General features: G+C 39.8%; 21 protein-coding genes and 1 pseudogene. 13 read left to right on the top strand and 9 right to left on the bottom strand.

Annotated elements, in window-relative coordinates; all coding sequences use genetic code 11:
- Positions 1-5 precede the first annotated feature (5 nt).
- Positions 6-923, bottom strand: coding sequence for an MBL fold metallo-hydrolase (locus ACY8D0_RS07630; RefSeq protein WP_462409876.1), 918 nt, complete (start codon positions 921-923; stop codon positions 6-8).
- A gap of 397 nt (positions 924-1,320) precedes the next feature.
- Here ACY8D0_RS07630 and ACY8D0_RS07635 point away from each other — a divergent pair, with 397 nt between their 5' ends.
- On the top strand, positions 1,321-1,500 hold the full coding sequence (locus ACY8D0_RS07635; RefSeq protein WP_462409877.1) for a Fur-regulated basic protein FbpA: 180 nt from the start codon (positions 1,321-1,323) through the stop codon (positions 1,498-1,500).
- Between the two features lie 92 nt (positions 1,501-1,592).
- Here ACY8D0_RS07635 and ACY8D0_RS07640 read toward each other — a convergent pair whose 3' ends face one another.
- A complete protein-coding gene (locus tag ACY8D0_RS07640) occupies positions 1,593-4,280 on the bottom strand; it encodes a BTAD domain-containing putative transcriptional regulator (RefSeq protein ID WP_462409878.1) in 2,688 nt (895 codons plus the stop codon).
- A gap of 143 nt (positions 4,281-4,423) precedes the next feature.
- Here ACY8D0_RS07640 and ACY8D0_RS07645 point away from each other — a divergent pair, with 143 nt between their 5' ends.
- From ACY8D0_RS07645 to ACY8D0_RS07675, 7 genes are all read left to right on the top strand, one after another.
- Positions 4,424-5,074: a DUF2306 domain-containing protein gene (locus ACY8D0_RS07645; RefSeq protein WP_462409879.1), complete on the top strand. Its 651-nt coding sequence runs from the start codon at positions 4,424-4,426 to the stop codon at positions 5,072-5,074.
- Positions 5,075-5,092: 18 nt separating this feature from the next.
- Positions 5,093-5,707 carry a VC0807 family protein gene (locus tag ACY8D0_RS07650; RefSeq protein ID WP_462409880.1) on the top strand — a complete coding sequence of 205 codons (615 nt, stop codon included), beginning with the start codon at positions 5,093-5,095 and terminating at the stop codon, positions 5,705-5,707.
- 13 nt (positions 5,708-5,720) lie between these two features.
- Positions 5,721-6,233 carry a GNAT family N-acetyltransferase gene (locus ACY8D0_RS07655; protein ID WP_462409881.1) on the top strand — a complete coding sequence of 171 codons (513 nt, stop codon included), beginning with the start codon at positions 5,721-5,723 and terminating at the stop codon, positions 6,231-6,233.
- Positions 6,234-6,290: 57 nt separating this feature from the next.
- Entirely contained in the window at positions 6,291-6,764 is a 474-nt protein-coding gene (locus ACY8D0_RS07660) for a hypothetical protein (RefSeq protein ID WP_462409882.1), read from the top strand.
- 26 nt (positions 6,765-6,790) lie between these two features.
- Positions 6,791-7,807 (top strand): alpha/beta fold hydrolase, encoded by a 1,017-nt coding sequence (locus tag ACY8D0_RS07665; protein ID WP_462409883.1) that lies wholly within the window; start codon positions 6,791-6,793, stop codon positions 7,805-7,807.
- 932 nt (positions 7,808-8,739) lie between these two features.
- Positions 8,740-9,273 carry a cysteine hydrolase family protein gene (locus ACY8D0_RS07670; protein ID WP_462409884.1) on the top strand — a complete coding sequence of 178 codons (534 nt, stop codon included), beginning with the start codon at positions 8,740-8,742 and terminating at the stop codon, positions 9,271-9,273.
- Positions 9,274-9,827: 554 nt separating this feature from the next.
- On the top strand, positions 9,828-10,013 hold the full coding sequence (locus ACY8D0_RS07675; protein ID WP_462409885.1) for a hypothetical protein: 186 nt from the start codon (positions 9,828-9,830) through the stop codon (positions 10,011-10,013).
- A 162-nt stretch (positions 10,014-10,175) separates the two neighbouring features.
- On the opposite strand, the gene ACY8D0_RS07680 is transcribed toward ACY8D0_RS07675, so the two are convergent.
- The 6 genes and pseudogenes from ACY8D0_RS07680 to ACY8D0_RS07705 form a co-directional block, all read right to left on the bottom strand.
- Complete coding sequence (locus ACY8D0_RS07680) at positions 10,176-10,481, bottom strand: hypothetical protein (RefSeq protein ID WP_462409886.1); 306 nt, start codon at positions 10,479-10,481, stop codon at positions 10,176-10,178.
- A gap of 49 nt (positions 10,482-10,530) precedes the next feature.
- Positions 10,531-10,669: pseudogene (locus tag ACY8D0_RS07685) on the bottom strand (IS1595 family transposase); the annotation flags it as partial.
- A 158-nt stretch (positions 10,670-10,827) separates the two neighbouring features.
- A complete protein-coding gene (locus ACY8D0_RS07690; RefSeq protein ID WP_462409887.1) occupies positions 10,828-11,817 on the bottom strand; it encodes a hypothetical protein in 990 nt (329 codons plus the stop codon).
- 85 nt (positions 11,818-11,902) lie between these two features.
- Positions 11,903-12,343 (bottom strand): MarR family winged helix-turn-helix transcriptional regulator, encoded by a 441-nt coding sequence (locus ACY8D0_RS07695; protein WP_462409888.1) that lies wholly within the window; start codon positions 12,341-12,343, stop codon positions 11,903-11,905.
- A gap of 1,043 nt (positions 12,344-13,386) precedes the next feature.
- Entirely contained in the window at positions 13,387-13,758 is a 372-nt protein-coding gene (locus tag ACY8D0_RS07700; protein ID WP_462409889.1) for a VOC family protein, read from the bottom strand.
- 441 nt (positions 13,759-14,199) lie between these two features.
- Positions 14,200-14,403 (bottom strand): hypothetical protein, encoded by a 204-nt coding sequence (locus ACY8D0_RS07705; protein ID WP_462409890.1) that lies wholly within the window; start codon positions 14,401-14,403, stop codon positions 14,200-14,202.
- Between the two features lie 248 nt (positions 14,404-14,651).
- Between ACY8D0_RS07705 and ACY8D0_RS07710 the strand changes: the two genes are divergently transcribed.
- The 3 genes from ACY8D0_RS07710 (at position 14,652) to ACY8D0_RS07720 (ending at position 17,300) form a co-directional block, all read left to right on the top strand.
- Positions 14,652-15,368, top strand: a complete 717-nt coding sequence (locus ACY8D0_RS07710) for an ABC transporter ATP-binding protein (protein WP_462409891.1) — start codon at positions 14,652-14,654, stop codon at positions 15,366-15,368.
- Positions 15,358-16,530, top strand: coding sequence for an ABC transporter permease (locus ACY8D0_RS07715; RefSeq protein WP_462409892.1), 1,173 nt, complete (start codon positions 15,358-15,360; stop codon positions 16,528-16,530). Before ACY8D0_RS07710 ends, ACY8D0_RS07715 begins: the two co-directional genes overlap by 11 nt.
- A 635-nt stretch (positions 16,531-17,165) precedes the next feature.
- Positions 17,166-17,300, top strand: coding sequence for a hypothetical protein (locus ACY8D0_RS07720; RefSeq protein ID WP_462409893.1), 135 nt, complete (start codon positions 17,166-17,168; stop codon positions 17,298-17,300).
- Positions 17,301-17,376: 76 nt separating this feature from the next.
- On the opposite strand, the gene ACY8D0_RS07725 is transcribed toward ACY8D0_RS07720, so the two are convergent.
- Positions 17,377-17,811 carry a MerR family transcriptional regulator gene (locus ACY8D0_RS07725; RefSeq protein ID WP_462409894.1) on the bottom strand — a complete coding sequence of 145 codons (435 nt, stop codon included), beginning with the start codon at positions 17,809-17,811 and terminating at the stop codon, positions 17,377-17,379.
- A 160-nt stretch (positions 17,812-17,971) separates the two neighbouring features.
- Between ACY8D0_RS07725 and ACY8D0_RS07730 the strand changes: the two genes are divergently transcribed.
- Together ACY8D0_RS07730 and ACY8D0_RS07735 are read left to right on the top strand one after the other, a co-directional pair.
- Entirely contained in the window at positions 17,972-18,823 is an 852-nt protein-coding gene (locus ACY8D0_RS07730) for an aldo/keto reductase (RefSeq protein ID WP_462409895.1), read from the top strand.
- A 590-nt stretch (positions 18,824-19,413) separates the two neighbouring features.
- The gene (locus ACY8D0_RS07735) at positions 19,414-20,289 is read left to right on the top strand and encodes a fumarylacetoacetate hydrolase family protein (protein WP_462409896.1); all 876 of its coding nucleotides are present in this window, start codon (positions 19,414-19,416) and stop codon (positions 20,287-20,289) included.
- Positions 20,290-20,421 lie beyond the last annotated feature (132 nt).

Below are 20,421 nucleotides of genomic sequence, written 5' to 3' on the forward strand. Positions count from 1 at the left end.
TTTTGTTATTTCAGTATGGTTTCCCCAAGCAGCATGACTTTTAGTTGTTCGTTTGGCAGCTGCTGTTTGTCCCATTCGCGGTAAAGTCGTTCAAGTGCCTCAGGGCCAGTATCATCGGCGAGGCGGTAGGTGCCGTAGTGCATGGGGACGAAGTGCTGGGCCCCCAGTTCCAAAAAGGCTTTGACGCTGTCTTCGGGTGAGATATGGGAGGGGGCCATGAACCATTCGGGCTCATAGGCGCCAATTGGCATGAAAACAGTATCAATCTTGTCGAACCGTTCCGCAATGAGTTTAAATCCCCTAAAATAACCGGTATCGCCGACAAAATAAAAGATCTCCTGCTGAGCGGTTTCGAACATCCAGCCGCCCCAGTGGGAGGTATTCGTATCCCACAGCGATCTTCGAGTCCAGTGCTGAGCAGGCACAAAATGGACGGTCAATCCGCCGAACACCAAGCTCTCCCACCAGCTGAATTCCTTCACTTTATGATATCCCTTTCGGACAAAAAGCGACTTTAACCCTACCGGCACAAAATATTGAGGATTCCCTTTTAGTTTCTTCAGGGTAGGGAAGTCGAGATGATCATAATGCCCATGGGAAATCACCACAACATCAATCTCCGGCAAATCAGCCAACGATAGGCCAGGCTCCGTCATCCGCTTTTCAAACCCCATCCGCTTCGCCCACACGGGGTCCGTTAAAATGTTCAGGCCGTCGAGCTGAATCAAAAAGGTTGAATGCCCAATCCACGTGTAAGCAGTCCGGCTGCGGTTTTCCTGCACCTCATGAATCCTTTTATGAGGGCATTGCTCAATGTTCACCGACAAATCCTTCACCTTGCTCTTACGTTCCTTCTGCCACTTTCTCATATCTTTAAATGATTTATCGTTATTGACGTGATCCAAATTCTCATACCGCTTCATTTTCGCTCACCCTGGTCCCCATCATCATAGTTTGTTAAAAGTATAGCAAACAATCGATTTCACCAGCAAAAATAAAACGCCGACACACCCCAATAAAGGTTCCATGAGAATATTTACCTCACATTTTTCCAATAATTTTAAATAGGGCCGTAAAATGACAATAGGAAACCATCAAATTGCACCCAAATCACTATACCGAACAGCAGCCAAGGTAAGGATAATAGCACTCCTGTTAACTGTTTTTAAAAAAGACCAAGCCGTTTCACCCAATTTATTGCGTTCGTTAAAGCTCTCTTACAATTCAATGAAAACAGTGAATTCGACAATATTTGAAAAATGGACAGTTTATAATAAATTTTGCAACGGTTAATAAGTCTGCGAATGGAGGTTTCATAAAGTGAACGAATTACTTCACGAAGCTGTCCAGGATAGAAGACAAACCTTGATTGACCAGCTCATCCAGTTGGGGGTGTTCAAGATTGGAAATAAACACCTCTATGAGATGTCTTTGAGTGAACTAGAAGAGGAATATCAAGAAATCAATTCTCCTGACAATTGCCAGCCGGCAGCTACCTGAAATACTTAGAAAATGGAAGCGACGCAGCTTCATCCCAATTCCCACACCTAACATAACATATGCAAAAGCCGCGCGTTTCACATCGGGCGGCTTTACTCATGGTGGCGCGAAAACAGCGCCTGTATTTTAGTTTTAACTGGGATTCCCAACTCATCACCAACCATTTTTTCCATCTTCAACCCGACCTGTTGCGCATGACTGTGAAAGCCATTTTTCAGCAGCAGTTCGAGGTATTCCCAATAAACCGCCTCCACATAGGGGTCGTGGGATAGTAGCTGATCATAATACTGCATTCCTATCTTAAAATCATTTTCCTTCCAATAATATTGTGCCAACTCTTGCAGCACTCGAAGGAATCTTTGTCTCGTTGCTTCTCTCACTGGCTCCAAAAATGATTCGTAAGGAAACTCCGCCAACAATTCGCCCTGATAAAATCCCGCTGCCATTTTAAGAGCTAAAATTCTCCCATCTCCTGATTGTCCTTCAGCTGCTGCAACCTGCCGGTGGAATTCCGCCAAGTCGATACTGCATGCCGTTTCATCGAGAAAAAACAATTCGCCGCTCTGAATAATATATTTCGAGTTTCGCGCCGAAGTTAAATCAGGTTCTAAAGCCTTTCTTAAGGTGGAGACAGACACATAGAACCGGTTGTTTTGAGAGGCATAACTTCCATCCGCAAATAACTCCTCCAGCAGGACATCTTTCGGGATTTTTTCCCGGTAATGAACCGCAAGATAGAAAAGCAGCCGTAAGCTCGATTTTCGTTGTAAAGTAATATCCTTCCCGTCATACTGCAGCTGGAAACTCCCCAAAAGTTTAATTGATAACTTTTCGGACCCTTTATCGGAAGCCATGTTGATGGGGGAAATCTCATCAGCCAACGGCTCCCGTACTTGACGCAAATACCCGCCGACAAGCGAGGAGAAGTAGGAGTTATGTGAAAAACAATCCTGTGACCTTTGAAAATAATCTTCCGCTGCGACTACTTCATTTTTCGAAAAATAAATCATTCCCAATTCAAGGAACCCCCAACCGAGGTCCACCTCCAACTGGAATTTTTCCGCTTCCGCCAAACCTTGATTAGCAAACTGAAGAGCGGTGTCCGGATTTCCCGTCAATCGATAGTATTTTCCAATTGCAATCAAGGGATAAACGCGGGCCCCTTCATCATCATATCCTATAGACAGCCTTAGTAGCTCTTCCACAAACGGGTGGGCCTTCGCCAGTTCCTGCTGTTCCAACAGAATTTCCGTCAGGATCCAAGTGGCATGCATCCGTTCATCAGGAGCCCCGCCAAGCTCCATATTCGTTAACGCCATCTTTGCCAATTCAAGCCCTTCAGACAACTTTCCTAAAAAACGGCAGCATTGCGCCGCAAGGGCCAAGTTCACGGAAATGAGGTCATGATGGCCAAGTTGCCGGCTTCCATCTAGAGAAGATAAGAAAAAGGCGTGGGCTTCCTCAATGTTCCCGCTATAAAACAAAATAATCCCAAGCCGGTGCTCCAAATAGACCTGTGAAGCAGATAATCTCCGTTGTTTCAAGTTTTCAAGTGTCTGTTTCAATGGCACGGCATAACTGCTTAACGTCGCGATGGGTACAGCACGGAATAGAAAATGCGAGAACAATGCCATCGAGATCGACGGACAAATCGCTTCCAAGGAACCGTCCAACAATAGGAAAAACCGTTCCGGCGTGTACAGATTGACCATTTTCTGCATGATTCGTGAAGCATCTCTGTAACTAGTGGCTGCCAGATAATGGGCAAAGGCATTATAGTAATGATAGTTATCCTCGTAGGCATGAGCCGCTTTGAAATGGAGCTGTTGGACTTCCTGCCGGCCACGAGTTTTCAATAATTTTTCATAAAGGTATTGGCGAAACAAGGGCAAATAGGCAAAAGTGCCAGCCTCGGTTTTTCGCAACAATAACCGCTGTTTCAACCGTTCATCAAACAACCCCAGCGGTGCGTTTGGTGACAAAGCAGCCAGCATCGGCTCGTCGAATTCATGAAGAACACTGGATAACGGGAGAAACGCCGCTAATTCCGGAGAAAAAGACGCAAACAGCTCGGCTTCCAGTTCCTCAAACAATTCAGAAAACGGCAATAGGTCTCCATTCCACTTGCGATTCTCCGGTTTGATGTTTTTCCACGCTTCCACAATAAAAGGCAAGCTAGCCGGCCAGCCTGATGTTTTCATTTGCACCAATTCTGCTTCATGCTCCTGCAGCGGCAGGCCGTTTAAAAGGAAATAGTCATTTAGCTCCTGCTGAGTAAATTCCAACTGGGTTTCGGCTATTTCCGCAAGCTGGTTTTGCATTTTTAATTTCGTATAGGGAAACGCAGGTCGCTGCCTGCCAATGATCACAAAGGTAACGAAGGAGGGGGCGTGCTGGACAAGCTGCAGCAGAAATCCCCGAAGCTCCGACGTCTCCACTAAATGAAAATCGTCCAAGACAATCGCCAGGGGTGTGTCCCGATTGGCGAGGGCTTCCAAAATATCAATCTCTTTGTTGGCAGGCGATTGCAAGGAAAGGCCGGAAGCGATGGATTCCACAAGGTCAGAATACTGGCGGGCATACGTCTGGAACGCAAACCATAGCGCAGGCAGTTCACGGCTCTTCAGATAATCGGCTACCAACGTGGTTTTTCCATATCCTCCGCCGGCTACCACTGAAACAAGCGGACGGGAAAAATAACGGTCAAGGATTTCAAACAATTCCAGCCGCAAAAAAGAATGGTCGGTTTGCGGGATGTGGTACCGGCTGACAGGGCCCATGAGTATTCCTTCTTTCAAAATAATCTGTAAGATTAGTGGATTAACAAAATTATAGCATGTAAGAAATTTTTGGAAAACTGTAAGAACTCCGTAAGACCCATTTTGTAAAGTGACAATAGTACTAAAGATTAGGGGGAAGAAAAATGAAAAAGCGTGCAAAAACAGGCTGGATTTTTTTATTCGCCGTTGTATTTCTCTTTATGATGTATGTCCTTATCCAGTATTTTGTCGTTAGCCCAAAAAATAGCGGGGTGGTTCAAGGAAAGCTGGCAATTCCGAAATTCCCTTTTAACACTTGGCTGGTGGTGTTATACACCCACATCATCGCGGGAAGCATCGCATTTGTCATTGGACCTTTTCAGTTTCTGAAAAGACCGGTCGGCAAAATAGCGTCACGCCACCGCAAATGGGGATATGTATACGTTCTTTCGATTCTATTAGCAGGGCTGGCTGGCATCTACTTGTGTGTATTCGCAACCGGCGGCACCGTTTCAGGACTGGGATTTTTTATGCTGGATGTTCTGTGGCTGTCAACCACCGGTATGGCCGTGGTGAAAGTGAAACAAAAGAAATTTGCTTCCCACCGCCGCTGGATGATCCGCAGTTACGCCGTAACTCTCGCGTTTGTCACGTTCAGGCTCTATTTGCTTCCGTTCACACTTGTATTGGGGTTGAACATAGAAAATGGCATCAGGCTCGCTTCGTGGCTCGCCTGGATCACCAATCTTTTGATTGTCGAAGTTTATTTTAAAAGGAAATCGGTGAAGCAACAAGCAAGTTTGTCCATGCGATAAAAAAGGAGGAAATGAATCATGAAAAAACAAAAAGAAGTCGTGTTAACCTTGTTGATCAACGGAATCGTGCCATGGCTGATATATGTAATCCTATCCAAGCATATGAGCAGCATCGCGGCGTTATCCATCGCCACGCTGGCTCCGCTAGCGGATAATCTTTTCTTTCTTATCAAACAAAAGAAAATGGATGTGTTCGGGTCATTGATGCTGTTCACGTTCCTATTGACATTAGGACTTGTGATGCTAGGAGGCAGCGAGAAAATCTTGTTAATCCGGGAATCGTTCATTACCGCTGTCGTGGGCATCATTTTCCTCGGTTCGTTATTTTTCAAAAAACCGCTGATGTTTCATCTGGCCTTACGGTTTATCGGGAATCCCCAGTTCGCCGGGAACTGGCAATACGATTACTTTCGCTTTGTCATGCGATTGATGACCTTTGTCTGGGGATTGATCCTCGTTCTTGAAGCCACTGTCAGGATCACGCTCGTGTTTGTATTATCAACTGCCACCTACTTGGCCATCTCCAACATCGTATTATATGGCTTTATTGGCAGTGCCATCCTCTGGACAGTGTACTACCGCCGCATCTCCAGCAGACGGCTGGCGTCGATTATGGAAACCCAAATAAGGTAGGGGAGAACACACCATGGAGATTATCAGACTAACGCGTAGTGAGCAAAAAAATATCCTTTCCTTATTTAATAAAACAACCAAAGCACTCAAGAAGAACGGTGTCGACCAATGGGATATCTTTTATCCGAATCGGTTTGTCGTTCGCAAGGATCTGAAGCAGCAAAACATTTTTGGAATTATTATGGATGGTAGAGTGATAGCTGTGGTAACATTTGACATGAACCAGAGCCAAAAAAAGGAAAACATTCCATGGCAGAATCATCATGAAAATGCATGCTGGATTCATCGGCTGGCCGTTGACCCGGATTTCCAAGGTAGAGGTTTAGGGAAACAATTGCTTCAGTTTGCCGAACAACAAGCGATTGACAAAGGCTGTACCTGCATTCGGTTAGAGGTATACTCTGCCAACCCAGCGGCGGTTTCCCTCTATCAAAAAGCAGGCTATCAGGAACGAGGGGAGGTTACCTTTCCCTTTAGAAAGGAGCCATATCTATGTTTTGAAAAAAGTCTGGTCCATTCCAACTAAGATGATTGCGTACCCACAAAACTAAAGGATTCGGTAAAAAAAAGGGAGGAAAACGTGTTGTCCTATCTCATTTTCGCATGCAGTTTAGTATTGGTATTATTTATTGTTTATTTTACAAAAAATTTCAGCCCCGAAAATCAAAGCACTCCAGGTTTACAAACACGTTTGTTACAGCTTCTGCAGTTCGTTAAATTTGCGCCCGTTCTTGCGTTTATTATTTTACTAGTACTAGTTTTGACTTATTTTCATACGAAAATGGAAATCAGGTTATCACACGCTTGGTACGATTCTCAATTTTGGGCTTATACTGCTCTTTTATACTGCCTCTATCGAATAAGCAAACATAAACTGAATCTTATTTTTACAGTCATTTCGTTCTTAATCGCCATTTACAACACTCCATTATTTCATTATGAAAAATTATTTACCGGCCAGAATATTATCGTTTCTAATTTGATCGGAATTGTCATGTTCCTATCCATGTGGCTGGCTGTGTCAATGCTTAATAAACGAATGCATCAGCATTCATAAAACTGCACTGAAGGGGGAGGGGAGGAATGATGCTTTTACTTTATATCGTTCTAGGAATCTTAGTATTGTTATTGGTCGGACTGATCTACCAATGGGTGTCAACCAAAAGAGACGGAGCCCAATTTCCTGCTCCAGGGCAGCTGGTTGAAATCAATGGCCGAAAACTGCATGTTCAGATTGACGGACCCCAAACAGGGCCCGTCGTGGTGTTTGATCACGGCTGTGGGATTGGCTCCGGTTCCATGATTTGGAACTTGGTGAAACATCCTGTTTCAAAGTTTGCCAGAGTGATCACTTATGATCGGGCGGGGTACGGCTGGAGTGATCCGGGACCCTTTCCGAGAACGAATGAAGCTGCTGTGGAGGACCTCCGGCTGCTGTTGGAAAAAATAAATATCAAGGAACCTGTGATTCTCGTCGGGCATTCGTATGGCGGCATCAACGTCCGCTTATTCGCAAAAAAATATCCCGACAGAACAGCCGGCAACGTACTCGTTGACAGCACGCATGAAGATGAATTGACTACAAGGTTCCCAGATAAATATGTAAAGGGCCAATTGATGGGGCAGAAAATGTTAAAAGTGCTCCATGTGATGGGCCAAATCGGGATTCTGAGAATCCTCGGCAAAATGAGGGCTTTTAAGCAGCTGCAGGAAATTCTTCATCGGTTTCCATCATCCCATCATGCCATCTATCAATCTACTTGGTTTTTAAACAAGACGACTAAAGCCGTCGCAAGTGAATTTGCCCATTTAAGCATGGGGTACGAACAAGTCAGGGGAGCTTCCTTAGGCAGCATGCCGCTTGTGGTAATCAAAAGCGGAATCGTGGAAAATCTCGATGGATTCTCAGAAGGCGAGAAAGAAGCGACAGAAAAAGCTTTGTGTGATTTAGCGGTGGAAATGTCGCAGCTATCAACCAATGGGGAACTGTGGACCGCCAAAAATAGCGGGCACAATGTCCATGTTGAAAACCCAGATCTTGTGGCAGATGCAATTAAAAAGATAGGTGAAGCCGCAACAAGTAGTGCAGTTATTGTATAAAAGCCGAGGACTTCCATCTCTAATCACATAAAGTATCACACTGAATTGTCTGTGAAGTAACAGAGAAAAAGTAGTAGATATTCCCCTTATAGCCTCCCTACAGTCATTTATATCGGAATGATGATAGTAAAGGTTCTAGTTGATTGTCTTAATGACAAGACTGTGCGTGTACACTCAATTGAGGAACCTGGGAGAATTGGATGTGTAAAGGCGATTCCAATTCTAGGAAGTTTGACTAGCAATAGGACTATATGAATAAAAGGCAAGAGAAAAGGCACTAAGAAGTAATAAAGAAAAATGTAAAGAAATAAATTAAAAAATGCTTGCTCAAAAAAAGTATGTGAAGCATTGTTCTTAAACAAACGTGAGCTTAACTTAAAAAGCCGGCTGCCAAAAATATGCAGCCTTTTCTTATTGAATTAAAGGATACGTTAATAAGATGTTAAAGGAAAACAAATCTGTTTTGGAGAATTACCTACATAGATAAATGATTAGAGGTGGGAAATGTGAGAAAAAATGTATTTTTATGTGGGTCAATTTTCCTGATAATGTTATTTATTTTGAATATTTATCAATTGAGCCTCCCAAAGGTTAGTCCAATTGGAAATGGTGAAATATCTACAATATCTTGGATTTTAACCTTTTTCCCACTAATATTGGCATTTATCTTTTTATTATTGTTTATCACTTTGAGCGTCCATAAAAGAAAAAATAAAGAAGCTAATCGTAACGAAGAAAATTCAACACCACCACCTTATTAATATAATTCAAATACATTTACTAGTTTTAAAGTAACTTTGTGAAATAATTACTTAAAGTAAACGGGTGCGATACTTTAAGATCTGACTGCCATTGGGGTGTCCATTTTTTATTGGACTAACGGTTAGTGTAATAAATAGGCCTGCTAAATTTTTAATAAAGGATGATGTTTTATGAGTAATTGTGCTTTGTTGGTTGTTGATGTTCAAACTGCATTAATTAAAGAACATCCATATAATGAGGAAAAAGTAATTGGGAATATCAAAAGACTTATCTCGGTTGCTAGAGATTCTAATAAAGAAGTGATATATGTACGACACGATGATGGAATCGGAGAAGAATTAGAGTATGGTACTGATGGTTGGCAGGTTTATAGTGAAATAGCACCTAATAAGAATGAAAAAGTTTTTGAAAAGAAATACAATAGTGCTTTTTTTAAAACAGGTTTAAAGGGATATTTGGAGACAAAAAAAATAGATACAATTATTTTGACAGGACTACAAACAGAATATTGTATTGATGCCACTCTGAAAAGTGCATTTGACAATGGCTATAACGTCATTATCCCGGAACAAACAAATACAACTTTTGATAATGAGTATCTATCTGGTCAAAAACTTTATGAGTTTTATAATTATAAAATATGGGATAATCGTTTTGCCAAAATTCTTTCTGTTGATGAAGTAAGTAAAATTTTGCTAAAATAGAGCCATTTACTTTGGCCACATAGATTTAACGAAGGCACATTTGCCCTGGGCAAATCAATTCGTGAATAAATGCAATCCAATATATCTTTACTCCAATAGTAATAGGAGGCTAAAAGGATATGGGTATCTGTGATTTTTAAACTGAGAATTCATATGGAAGTTATAATTGCAATCCAAAGATAGGGAAACGGTAAAGGGAAATTAATTAACTGTAGAAGAATTGATGTTATTACTTGAACCCCGGCCAATCGTTTATGCTTAGGTTTATCAAGTTAAATAAAGGGTATTTTTCGTATGAATTGTTGCTATTTCAAGTAGTTATAATTGTTTGGAAATTACATTTGGTGGTGTCGCCTTTAATGAAAGTAAAGTCATTTTATGCAATTAGTTCAAAATCGTTAGATGTAAAAATTAATAGTTTCCTACAGAATGATAGAATTGAAGTTGTTGATATAAAATTCAGTGCTTCTTTCGGCACTATATATGCCTTAGTTGTATATAGGGAGAGATAAATTTTTGAGCACTTCTATCTATTCAAAAATGAGGAGGTAAGGATGAACAAAAATGTAAACTGGACAGTTGTATTCTCATTGCTCGCATCATCTAGCTTTGCAGGAGGTTTGGCATTTAAGTCAATAGTTAAATACTCACCGATTTTCGGAAGTATCCTAGGCTTTATCTTCATTACGACCGCTTTACTTGTCGCCATTAAAAGGTATAGCAAATTCACAAAATATTAATGTGTGATGGATTGGAATTTATCATGATTCGATACTATTGGTCGTGGAATAACACTTTTCTGTTAGGTTTTGTTAATATTTATTGTTGTTAACTGATATCAATAAAGACCTTCGTATACGAAGATCTTATTGCATTTACCTTATACTTTGGTTTCAATAACACTACATCTCCATTTGGTCGATAAACATTAAAACAAATACAACTAAGACATGAAATAAAGCTAATATCACAAAATGATAACCCTCGATACCCTTTATAAGTTGGAAGAGTGCTGGAAACAATACAGTCTCGATACCGAATATTATTATTACCAAACCTATTCGTACAGCTAATTTCTTTTCATTTTTTGGAACAAAGACTTCATTGTTCCCTGCAATAAACGAAGTTTTTCCTTTTCTTCGCAAAGAAAATCCCACAAATATAATTAAAATACCTAAAGCCATTACCCCTAAAGATATTACTAACATTTCTAACCTCCCCAGAATTAATTTGTATATTAATACTACGAAAAGGGTAAGTATATCCGTCTTTATTTTTGCGTTCAGTAATCTCTTTAAAAATAGGTTCATTTACTGAAAATGAAGCAAGAGACAGAGTGAAAAACTTTCTTTAAACGGTGTTGTTCTGTGTAACTCAACTTTTTAATTTCAACTATTAACTTTCAAATCCTCCAAACAAATTATCTTTATCCTGTTACAGAACGTTCGTTTGCTTAATTCAAATAACAATACATAGCCTTTTGTTAAAGGAAAAACAGCACGGATCGTAGCTGTCGTCTAGGCACAAAAACTGTTATTAGGGTAGGGAGCTTATTTAAAGCCCCAACTCTCCTATCAATTTCTTAAATGTATGGTAAGCTGGTTTCGGAGAATAATCATCACGCATAATCCCATATTGGTGGAAAAGGTCCTCTTTGGAACTATCTGCATCCCGGAGCCCGAAGAGTTCATAATGGGAAATATTGAAGTCTAGTCGCAATTGATAGATGGCTCGTATGATCGTTTCAAGAATTGCTGATTGATGTTCATAGGACCTTTCTAAATTGGCTACAGGGTTTTTTCCAGTGGGCCATCCATTTTCAGTCACTCGGATCGGGACTGAAGCAGGTATGCCTACTATAGAAAGATTCTCTCTTAAATCACGAAGAGTATGTTCAACAGAAGAAGATACTTCTGATATCTCGAGTGGCTTGTCTTCGAATACATCCACATAAAAATTATGCCCTACAAAATCAACAGATTCTATAAAAGTCGAACCTCCAGCTTTCGCTAAGTGATCCCAAAAATGTGGGACCGATGCAGGACTTTCCGGTACTGAACCAAATCCAATCTTAACCGGCAAATTATGCAATTGAGCTTCTTTTTTTGCTGCAATTACGCCTTCTACCAGGGCTTGCATAATATAAGGCTTCGATCCCTCCATAAACGATAAATTGGGTTCGTTTGTTATTTGAAGAGAGGTCAAATGAGAACCGTACTTGTTCAGGATTTTTCGAATAAAATCAAGCCAATGATTGAGTTCTATATCGGGTTCCTGATTCTGTGTCCAATCCCCACATCCAATAGCTAAATCCCCTAATAAATTGGATTCAAGATAGCGATCAGCATTTGCAAACATTTTTGATTCCCATTCCTGGGTATAAATGAGATAAGTTCTTGGAAGCAACTTTTTAGAACTGCCTTGAAGTTCCTGTAACGCAGTCTGAATTTTTTTATAATCATCAGCAGGGCCTGTTGCCAAACCAAAGGGTGTACCTGCTGCGCTTAGTGGATAAATTCCAAACGTTAATCCTGATGAAACCATTTCTAACTCTCCTTTTTACACTTGGATTCTAACTAACTGCTTAACTCACAAGGTTTGCGGACTTACCTGAGATAGGCCTTTAGTTTCATTCTACACTCTCCATCTTTTTTAATAAGACATTCACTTTATGAAGAGCGAAGGCTAAATCTAGCTTTTCTTCCTCGCTTATTTTGGTTAAATTTATAAGAAATCTTTGATAGATTTCGGCCCACTTTTTATTTTGAATTTCCTTCCCTTTTGATGTTAAGGAAACTAACACGGCCCGTTTATCTTTACGATCAGGCTCCTTCACCAGATAACCCTGAGTTTCTAAATCACTAACGATATTGGTCAGCTGCTGCTTCGTAATATTTAAACCATTACTAATGTCTTTAATATTCACCGCCCTTTGTTGCATAAATAAAAACTCAATTACATGATTTTGTGTATGTGTCAGCACTGTTGTATCCTTGTTTAGCGAGTTAAAGCTGCTAAATAAGTTTGGAATCAGAGCAATGTATTCCTGAGCAATTTTATCGTTCATCATACACTCCTTTTTTGGATTATGGTAAATATAATATTACCACTTCCAATGATAGTCAAGGTATATACGGCTATATAGTAAATAAGTATTTACTATATAGCCGTATTTTTATTTTTTCTTTAACTGTTATTATCTATGAATTAACCTCTCATTATTTAAAAGCAGGTTTATTTGTCGACATATTCTAACCATAAAGAAAAAATGGACCAATTAGTAAATGGAATGTTCATGTATTTGGTTGCCCGCTTTGTAAACAGTCCAATAAAGACCGTAAGTGTGCATAATCTGCTTAGAACGTCATACATTTGATTTTGTAAAGCAAAGATTTTTAATCATTCTGGCTCGTTCTACTAAAAGCCATACCAAGGTACGAACCCAAAAAGTAATATTAATAATAGATTTAGCTTAAATGTCTCAGTTGCAGTTGCATGGAACTTGAAAAAGCAAGTAGTTTTACTATAAAAAGCAGTATTTTTTCTGAGATTACCGCCAATCTAGAATTTTGGTTGTGAGTAAAGAGAACAAAAAAGGGGGAAGAGTAGAAACAGAAAAATGAAATGAGAAAAGAATAAATTATCAAATTGAGGAGATGATATTTTTGGTTCACTTTTTGGAAAACATATTCCAAATAACAGCAGTCATACTACTCCTATGTTCCATTTTTTATTATAGACATTTTAAAAAAATAAAGAGAGAGAGAAAATTATCCCCATTTCAATTTTCCATTTATATCATAACCAGAGTTGCGATTTTTCTTTGTGCAGGCAGTTATCTACTTCTGTTATTAAATAGAAATTATTAAACGTGAACTCTATAAAACTACAACAATCGCCTAAGAAGAGAAGTTTTGAGCGGGCTACTTGAAAAAATGGGTGCTTCGTTTAAGAATAGAAAAATAAATCCAGATGAGTAGCCGTTTCATCAGGATTTTTACGGTTGTCTTACTATCTTGTACTTCAGATAGGCCTATCGTTCGGTAATGGATAGGCCTTGGTTTTAATTCAATCTACTAAACACAATTGCTGGGGGATTAGTGAGTTATTTAATTAACGATGTTGGTCTACAAGAATCTGATTGCCATCCGGATCTTCAATGATAAGATGTGCAGGTCCTTCACTTGCCTCATCCGCTTCAGTCAAGACTTGGATTCCTTTGGCTTTAAGTTCTTTTTGAATCTCGCGGATGTCTGTAAACGATTCGAGATTTTCTGCATTTTGATTCCACCCAGGATTAAAGGTCAGGATATTCTTTTCAAACATGCCTTGAAAAAGGCCAATGACACAATCCTCATTCTTCAGAATCAGCCAATTTTGAGTAATGTCTCCGCCAAAGGCCTCAAACCCCAGATTTTCGTAGAATGCTTTTGATTTATGGATGTCATTGACGGCTAAACTGACAGAAAACGCGCCTAGCTGCATCTTTCGTCCTCCTTTTATAAATGAAAGCATAAGAGTAATCCTTTTTAGTATAAATAGATTATTTTAAAAATACAATAATTTCCAAGCGGTAAGATGATAGAGAATGGCGGAGAGCGGGTCGGATAGATAGTGGATGGGGCCTTTTAGCAATGTTCGTATAGGTATCCGGTCCTTGTTAAATGGTTGTATAATTGAAGTTTCGGCTGGGAAAATACCTTTTTAACGAAGTGGTGAGTTTATCACAAGTGGTATAAACGAAATAGGGGGTGTGATAACCATCGATTCGAATCTAGAAGAGCCCAAGAGATATATTGTTAATAAGTAAATTAGTTGAACATTTCATTTTTCTAGATTACATCCTTTAAGACGACAAATAGATCTGTTGCTATCGAAAAGAAAAATGGAGAATGTGAAGTAACTATAAATAGCAACAGTGGAACTCTATTTTCCCTTTGCAAACAGTCTAGTCAACACTTTAAAAATCAGTTGAAAAATGATGATGAAACTTCCAAAATCAATCAAAAACAATAACAAATCAAATTTATCATCCAACACACTATAATGAAAGTCGAAAAGTTTGAAAAGTAAACTAGTAATATAGTAGGTCAGTACACCTGTAACACCCGCAATGATTGCTTCCTTCAAAACACTAACCTCCCGAACAATATCTTTATTCTATTATAGTACATAATATTCGAACTTTTTAAACTAGCAAACTTACAAAAAAGATTTGTCACCACGATACTGCTAATGAGTATTTTTTTTATGAATTTTCTGGGGATTTGTGTAAAATAGGGAGAAGTAGTTAAAATTTAACAACCAATTTGGAATTAGACTTGAATAGGTAATTGTAAAAAGAGTGAGTGGATTTCATTTTTCGAGGAGTTTGATGAATGACGTTATTAAATGTAGACATAAAATCAGCCGGCTATGAAAAAGGCACTGACACAATAAAGGAAATTGCATTTTCCATTGAAAAAGGGGAGTTAGTTGGACTGATTGGACCAAATGGTGCTGGAAAGAGTACAACCATTAAAACCCTCTTAGGGCTGCTTGAACATGTAGAGGGCGAAGTGACTTACGGTTCTAAAACCAACTATTCATACATACCGGAACGGCCCATCTTTTATGATGAATTAACATTATGGGAGCATCTGGACTTTGTTGCAGCAGTGGAAGGGCTTCAAGAAGAAGTTTACCAAACACAAGTTAATAATCTGCTAGAAAAATATAATCTAGTGGAAAAAGCCGATGAATATCCAACGAAGTATTCAAAGGGGATGCAGCAAAAAGCCATGCTGATCCTTGCAATCATCACCAATCCACAACTATATATCATTGATGAGCCGTTTATGGGTCTAGACCCAAATGCCATGAAACTATTCCTTGAATCAATTGATAAGGAACGCGCCCGCGGTGCAGGCGTCTTGATGTCAACGCATGTATTAGATACAGCGGAAAAAATATGTGACCGGTTTATCATCATCCATAAGGGGCGCCTTGTGGCGAAAGGGACATTAGAGGAGATACGGCGCCAGTGCCAGCTGCCGCTGGGCTCACTGTATGATTGCTTTCACTTCCTTGCAGAAGGTAACGAAAATGAAGGGTAAGGATGTCTTTTTTCGTCGACTGGTGAAAGGCTGGAGATATCAATACCATGTGATTAAATCGGTGGCTGATTGGACCGTCATGTTATATATCCTCATACCGGCTGCTGCATTTTTTGCCATCATTTATCGGTCGTGGTGGAGCGAACTTCCGACTTGGTTTCATGACATACCTCTGATTCTTATATTTTCTATATTTTATCTTATCTCTTGGGCAGGAACGATTCGTACATATGTGGAGGAAGCGGACAAAGTCTTTTTGATTAAAAAGAATAATTTGATTTGGAAGTTGAAAAAATACGGCTACTATTACTCTATTATTTTTCAATCCTTGACTGTGGTAATAGCCATCTTCATCCTGTTACCCTTTTTACTCCATCATTATCACATGAGATGGCCAGAAATTGCCGCGTGGGCTGGTTTCTTTATTTTGTTAAAAACATGCTTCATGTTCATAAAATATTTTTTAAGGAAAACCTTCTTTAGAATTATGCAAATCATCGTAGGTGTCGTTTCATTCATTGTGTTCAGTTGGATTAGTCAATGGATTTTTCTCGTGATTGAAACGGGAAATGTCCTTCCAGTTTTAATAGGTTGTGGTATTTTTCTTGCTGTTTTGGTTTATTCCAGTTTGCGGCAATTAAGGTTCAACAGTTCGATAGACTTGCTGATTGACATGGAACAGGAACGGAAAACAAGTTTGATCCAGTTATTTTTTGCGGCCGCGCCGGAAATGGAAAAGCCTGTTGTGATTAAGAGAAGCAAGCCGCTTTTATTCCGAAAATCTAAAAGAATCTTTAAGAAACGTACACCCATCAACGGATTTATGGAATTGTTTATTAAAGCTTTTATCCGAAACAAGTCTTATATAAGGAACTATCAAACCCTCATCAGTGTGACCACTATAGCGATGGTCAGAATTCCGCCCATTTGGATCAAAGCCCTGATTTTTTTCGGCTTTCTATTTATGATGCATTCCTGGTTGTCGATGGTTTGGATCAAGGTTTTCAGCTCCTATCCGTTGATGAAAAAATACAACGATAGTGATTATTATTTTTCAGCCAAAACCACAGGGACCGGAGTGATGTACTATATCGCGATAACCTTAGTGATGGTTTTGGTTACATTGGTTCTAGGGATTACTTCGGTAATGGGGAATGATTAAAGACATTCGTAAGCAGCTGTAAAAGTTTGGTTGTCAATTTCTGGTTTTAATGCTTCTTTGTTCACTATATGTAGTAATTAAAAGAGGAAGGGGCTTTAGTTTCCCAAAACGTAATACTGATACCTCCACTGGACATTCCTCCAGGGTTTATTTCTCCATCCAAAAGAATTCAGTTTGGGGCTTAAAGGGGTGATTGGTGAGTTCCTGAAAGTACTGTTTGAACAGCTGGATAAACCGGGTCTCTGTGCACGGTAACGGAATTATAGCAAAGCAGCTTTCAAGGTCTGCCCATAAATAACGGTTTACGGACAGTGAAAAAGAAGCGACAGTAACAGCCTTCAAGGCTTTCAAGGAACGGGAACTCTGGATGGCAGAGACAAGCGGGCATAATGCCCATGTCGGAGATCCAGACCTTGTAGCAACTGCAATTGAAAAGGTAAGTGAACCCTCAATTGTAATTTAGTTACGCTGGAGAAAATGAAATTACCTCGGTTTAGCAAAAGACTGCCAATGTGCAGTCTTTTTTTATTCCCCACAAGTTCCTAAGATTTGTTTACGGACTGCTCAACGGGATAATCCTGATGTTTTCTTTGCCATTACATATTCATGCAGGAAAAGAAAGGGGATAAATAGGAATGGCTTGTCAACCATGCGAAGAAAACAGCAATAAGGAGCAAAGCCTTTCCAATCTCATTTTTGCACCAGTTACAGAGGATATGTTAACCGGAGAAAGGATAAACACAGAAGATGCTCAGGACATGAATACATAAATATAGTGACTATTAAAAGATTGATATAAAAGTCAGTTTCCATTGCTTTAGAACAAGCCGATTTTTCCCCAAAAAATCAGATTGTTCTTTTCTTTAGCGGAGTGTTAGCCTTCAGTGACTCCCACTCTCCGGGATTGGTGTCATCTGCTGCTACTCCATTCATAATATCAAGGTAGTGATGTAATTTTTCTTCCATATATTTAGCTCTTCGTTTTGCCTCCTCCAACTGAGACTGCGCGATTGTCTTTTGTTTCAAAATGATTTCATAGCGTTCTTGAATAGTAGAACGTCCTTCCAAGCACAAATCGACATAGGATTTAATATCTTCCACTGACATCCCGCATTGTTTCAAATATTTAACCCCTATCAGCCAATTCATGGATTCTTCATCAAAAAGCCGAATATTGTTTTTGTCGCGCTGTACACTTGGAACTAATCCTTTATCCGTATAAAAACGAACGGTATGTTCGGTCAAATCCAGTAGTCTAGCCACTTCTTTCACAGTATACAATGCTGCCCCTCCTTGAAATGAAATAAAAGTTATTTGAAATCCCTTGACTTCGTGTTACACGAAGGTGATAGGCTTATCCTAGCACAAGGATGCTAAACCTGTAAATACCGGCCAGATGCATTGCTTGTCACAATTTTTTATCATACAGGAGGAAGTTTAGATGCAAAAAGTTATTTTAAACAATGGTGTTGAAATGCCTATCTTAGGTTTTGGTGTCTTTCAAGTTCCGGATCCAGCTCAATGCGAGCAATCAGTGTCTGACGCCCTTGAAGCGGGGTATCGTCTAATTGACACAGCTGCTGCCTATATGAATGAGGAGGCGGTTGGTGCTTCCATTAAAAAAAGCAGGATCCCAAGGGAAGAACTTTTTATCACAACCAAACTTTGGGTTCAGGATGCCGGTTATGAAAATGCCAAAAAAGCCTTTAACGTTTCTTTGAAAAAACTTGGGCTTGATTATCTTGATTTATACTTAATTCACCAGCCGTTCAATGATTATTATGGTTCTTGGCGGGCGATGGAGGACCTTTATAAAGAAGGAAGAATCCGTGCTATCGGTGTATCTAACTTCTACCCGGATCGTCTTGTTGATTTAATTCTGAACAATGAAGTGGTGCCGGCTGTAAACCAAGTGGAAACCCATCCGTTCTTTCAGCAGAAACTGGCAAAGAAGGTGATGGAAGAGTACGGTGTACAAATTGAATCATGGGGACCATTTGCAGAAGGTCAGAAAAATATCTTCCAAAATGAGTTACTGGCCGGTATTGGCGCAACATATGGAAAGACAGTAGCGCAAGTTATTTTACGTTGGCACATTCAACGTGGTGTTGTGTCAATTCCAAAATCTGTTCATAAAGAACGGATTGTAGAAAACTTTAATGTCTGGGACTTCGCTCTAACTGATGAAGATATGGCAGCTATTGCTACTATGGATATAGGAAAAAGTGAAATAGTAGATCATTTTACGGCTGATATGGCTAAGATGTTAAACGGATGGAAGATTCATGAATAAGTAATAACGAAGTAATTGTATTGCTTGATAATTAATGTTTTTCATCATCAAAAACCGATTTTCCAATTAGGGAATTCGGTTTTTCCATTCGCTCAAGGAGATTGGACGACTGGGAGGGACACGGTACGATACAACGCAAAATGATTTGTTACGTTAACTAGGATGGGTGGAAGGGGAAGTTGTCCAACCTTCGCTGCAGGCATCAGTCATCCCGGAATAACTCTGAACGAGATGGCTGAAAAAGCTTCCGTTAGATGGGCTCAACCAGATGAAGGAAAGCACGTTGTTAAGGGCTTGTCCATAAATGAAGTGTATAATCTGTCACCACTAATGTTGCTTCCGGAAAAAGAAGGCATTTATAATCGAAACGTAGAATTAAACAAGGGGTAATTCTATTAGAAGGGAGTGAGGATCAGTAGCAACATTTGGCGCTTTTTTTCCGATTGTTTTTTGGTTGGTGGTAATAGGGGGAATTGTTTTTATTACGAATCTACTTATAAAACGAAATAAAAGGTAAGACCTGATATTATGGAAATATCAAAAAATTAACAAAGAAAAAATAAAAATCGAGTTATTCGGAGGGAAGGTAAATGAAACTACTAAATTATAAAAAAGGTAGTGAATTCTATACAGGAGTCATGACGGGAAAGGGGATCCTCAATCTCCAAAAAGCTGCCCAGCAGTTTGAAAAATACATATCCAATAGCTTATTAGACGTCATTTCACAAGGCAGCATCTCAACGATAAAAGAGTTGGTCAATCAGAGCGATCGTTTGGATGCCTCCTTTTTTGACCAACCAGAGGAAGTGGAGTTCCTGCCGGTCGTCACCAACCCGGAGAAAATCCTTTGTGTCGGGTTGAACTATGTAAGCCATGTGGAAGAGGCCCAAATCCAAGATGTTCCGGAAACGCCTGTCATCTTCAGCAAATTCAACAATGCCATATCTGCCCACAATCAAGTCGTGTCATTGCCGTCAGACGGCAGTCAATTTGATTACGAAGCCGAATTAGTCATCGTGATGGGAAAAGAAGCCAAGGATGTTACAGAGGACGAAGCCTTGTCCTATGTTTTTGGCTACAGTGCCGGAAACGATTTGTCAGTCAGAGACCTGCAATTCCGCTCAAGCCAGTGGCTGATTGGCAAATCCCCGGACGGTTTTGCTCCGGTGGGACCTTATTTGGTAACAGCCGAAGAAATCGACCCGACCAATCTAAAAATTGAAACCAAAGTAAACGGGGAAGTTCGCCAATCTTCCAATACCAAGTATATGATTTTTAACTGTGCCACCATTATTAGTTATATCTCGAAATATATGACACTAAAACCAGGAGATCTGATTTTTACCGGAACCCCGGAAGGAGTCATCTTAGGGCTCCCTGAAGAGGAACGCCGGTGGTTAAAGCCGGGCGACCAGATGGAAGTGATCATCGAAAACATCGGTACCCTTAAAACAACTCTTGCATAAATAGGTTGAAAGATAATAGGCAAGAAGGAAATTTCATTGCCATAGATTGGAGATGATCCATGCCAGTCGTTTTATTTTTTTTGTGGGGTGTGATCCCAATATTAGGCGTCCTATGGTTTTTAAATCTTGTTT

Source organism: Neobacillus camarae (assembly GCF_054950115.1).

Excerpts from the sequence above, each read along its gene's own strand:
- ACY8D0_RS07630 (WP_462409876.1), bottom strand. The coding sequence starts at position 923 with ATGAAGCGGTATGAGAATTTGGATCACGTCAATAACGATAAATCATTT.
- ACY8D0_RS07640 (WP_462409878.1), bottom strand. The coding sequence starts at position 4,280 with ATGGGCCCTGTCAGCCGGTACCACATCCCGCAAACCGACCATTCTTTT.
- ACY8D0_RS07645 (WP_462409879.1), top strand. The coding sequence starts at position 4,424 with ATGAAAAAGCGTGCAAAAACAGGCTGGATTTTTTTATTCGCCGTTGTA.
- ACY8D0_RS07650 (WP_462409880.1), top strand. The coding sequence starts at position 5,093 with ATGAAAAAACAAAAAGAAGTCGTGTTAACCTTGTTGATCAACGGAATC.
- ACY8D0_RS07655 (WP_462409881.1), top strand. The coding sequence starts at position 5,721 with ATGGAGATTATCAGACTAACGCGTAGTGAGCAAAAAAATATCCTTTCC.
- ACY8D0_RS07665 (WP_462409883.1), top strand. The coding sequence starts at position 6,791 with ATGATGCTTTTACTTTATATCGTTCTAGGAATCTTAGTATTGTTATTG.
- ACY8D0_RS07670 (WP_462409884.1), top strand. The coding sequence starts at position 8,740 with ATGAGTAATTGTGCTTTGTTGGTTGTTGATGTTCAAACTGCATTAATT.
- ACY8D0_RS07675 (WP_462409885.1), top strand. The coding sequence starts at position 9,828 with ATGAACAAAAATGTAAACTGGACAGTTGTATTCTCATTGCTCGCATCA.
- ACY8D0_RS07680 (WP_462409886.1), bottom strand. The coding sequence starts at position 10,481 with ATGTTAGTAATATCTTTAGGGGTAATGGCTTTAGGTATTTTAATTATA.
- ACY8D0_RS07690 (WP_462409887.1), bottom strand. The coding sequence starts at position 11,817 with ATGGTTTCATCAGGATTAACGTTTGGAATTTATCCACTAAGCGCAGCA.
- ACY8D0_RS07695 (WP_462409888.1), bottom strand. The coding sequence starts at position 12,343 with ATGATGAACGATAAAATTGCTCAGGAATACATTGCTCTGATTCCAAAC.
- ACY8D0_RS07700 (WP_462409889.1), bottom strand. The coding sequence starts at position 13,758 with ATGCAGCTAGGCGCGTTTTCTGTCAGTTTAGCCGTCAATGACATCCAT.
- ACY8D0_RS07710 (WP_462409891.1), top strand. The coding sequence starts at position 14,652 with ATGACGTTATTAAATGTAGACATAAAATCAGCCGGCTATGAAAAAGGC.
- ACY8D0_RS07715 (WP_462409892.1), top strand. The coding sequence starts at position 15,358 with ATGAAGGGTAAGGATGTCTTTTTTCGTCGACTGGTGAAAGGCTGGAGA.
- ACY8D0_RS07720 (WP_462409893.1), top strand. The coding sequence starts at position 17,166 with ATGGCTTGTCAACCATGCGAAGAAAACAGCAATAAGGAGCAAAGCCTT.
- ACY8D0_RS07730 (WP_462409895.1), top strand. The coding sequence starts at position 17,972 with ATGCAAAAAGTTATTTTAAACAATGGTGTTGAAATGCCTATCTTAGGT.
- ACY8D0_RS07735 (WP_462409896.1), top strand. The coding sequence starts at position 19,414 with ATGAAACTACTAAATTATAAAAAAGGTAGTGAATTCTATACAGGAGTC.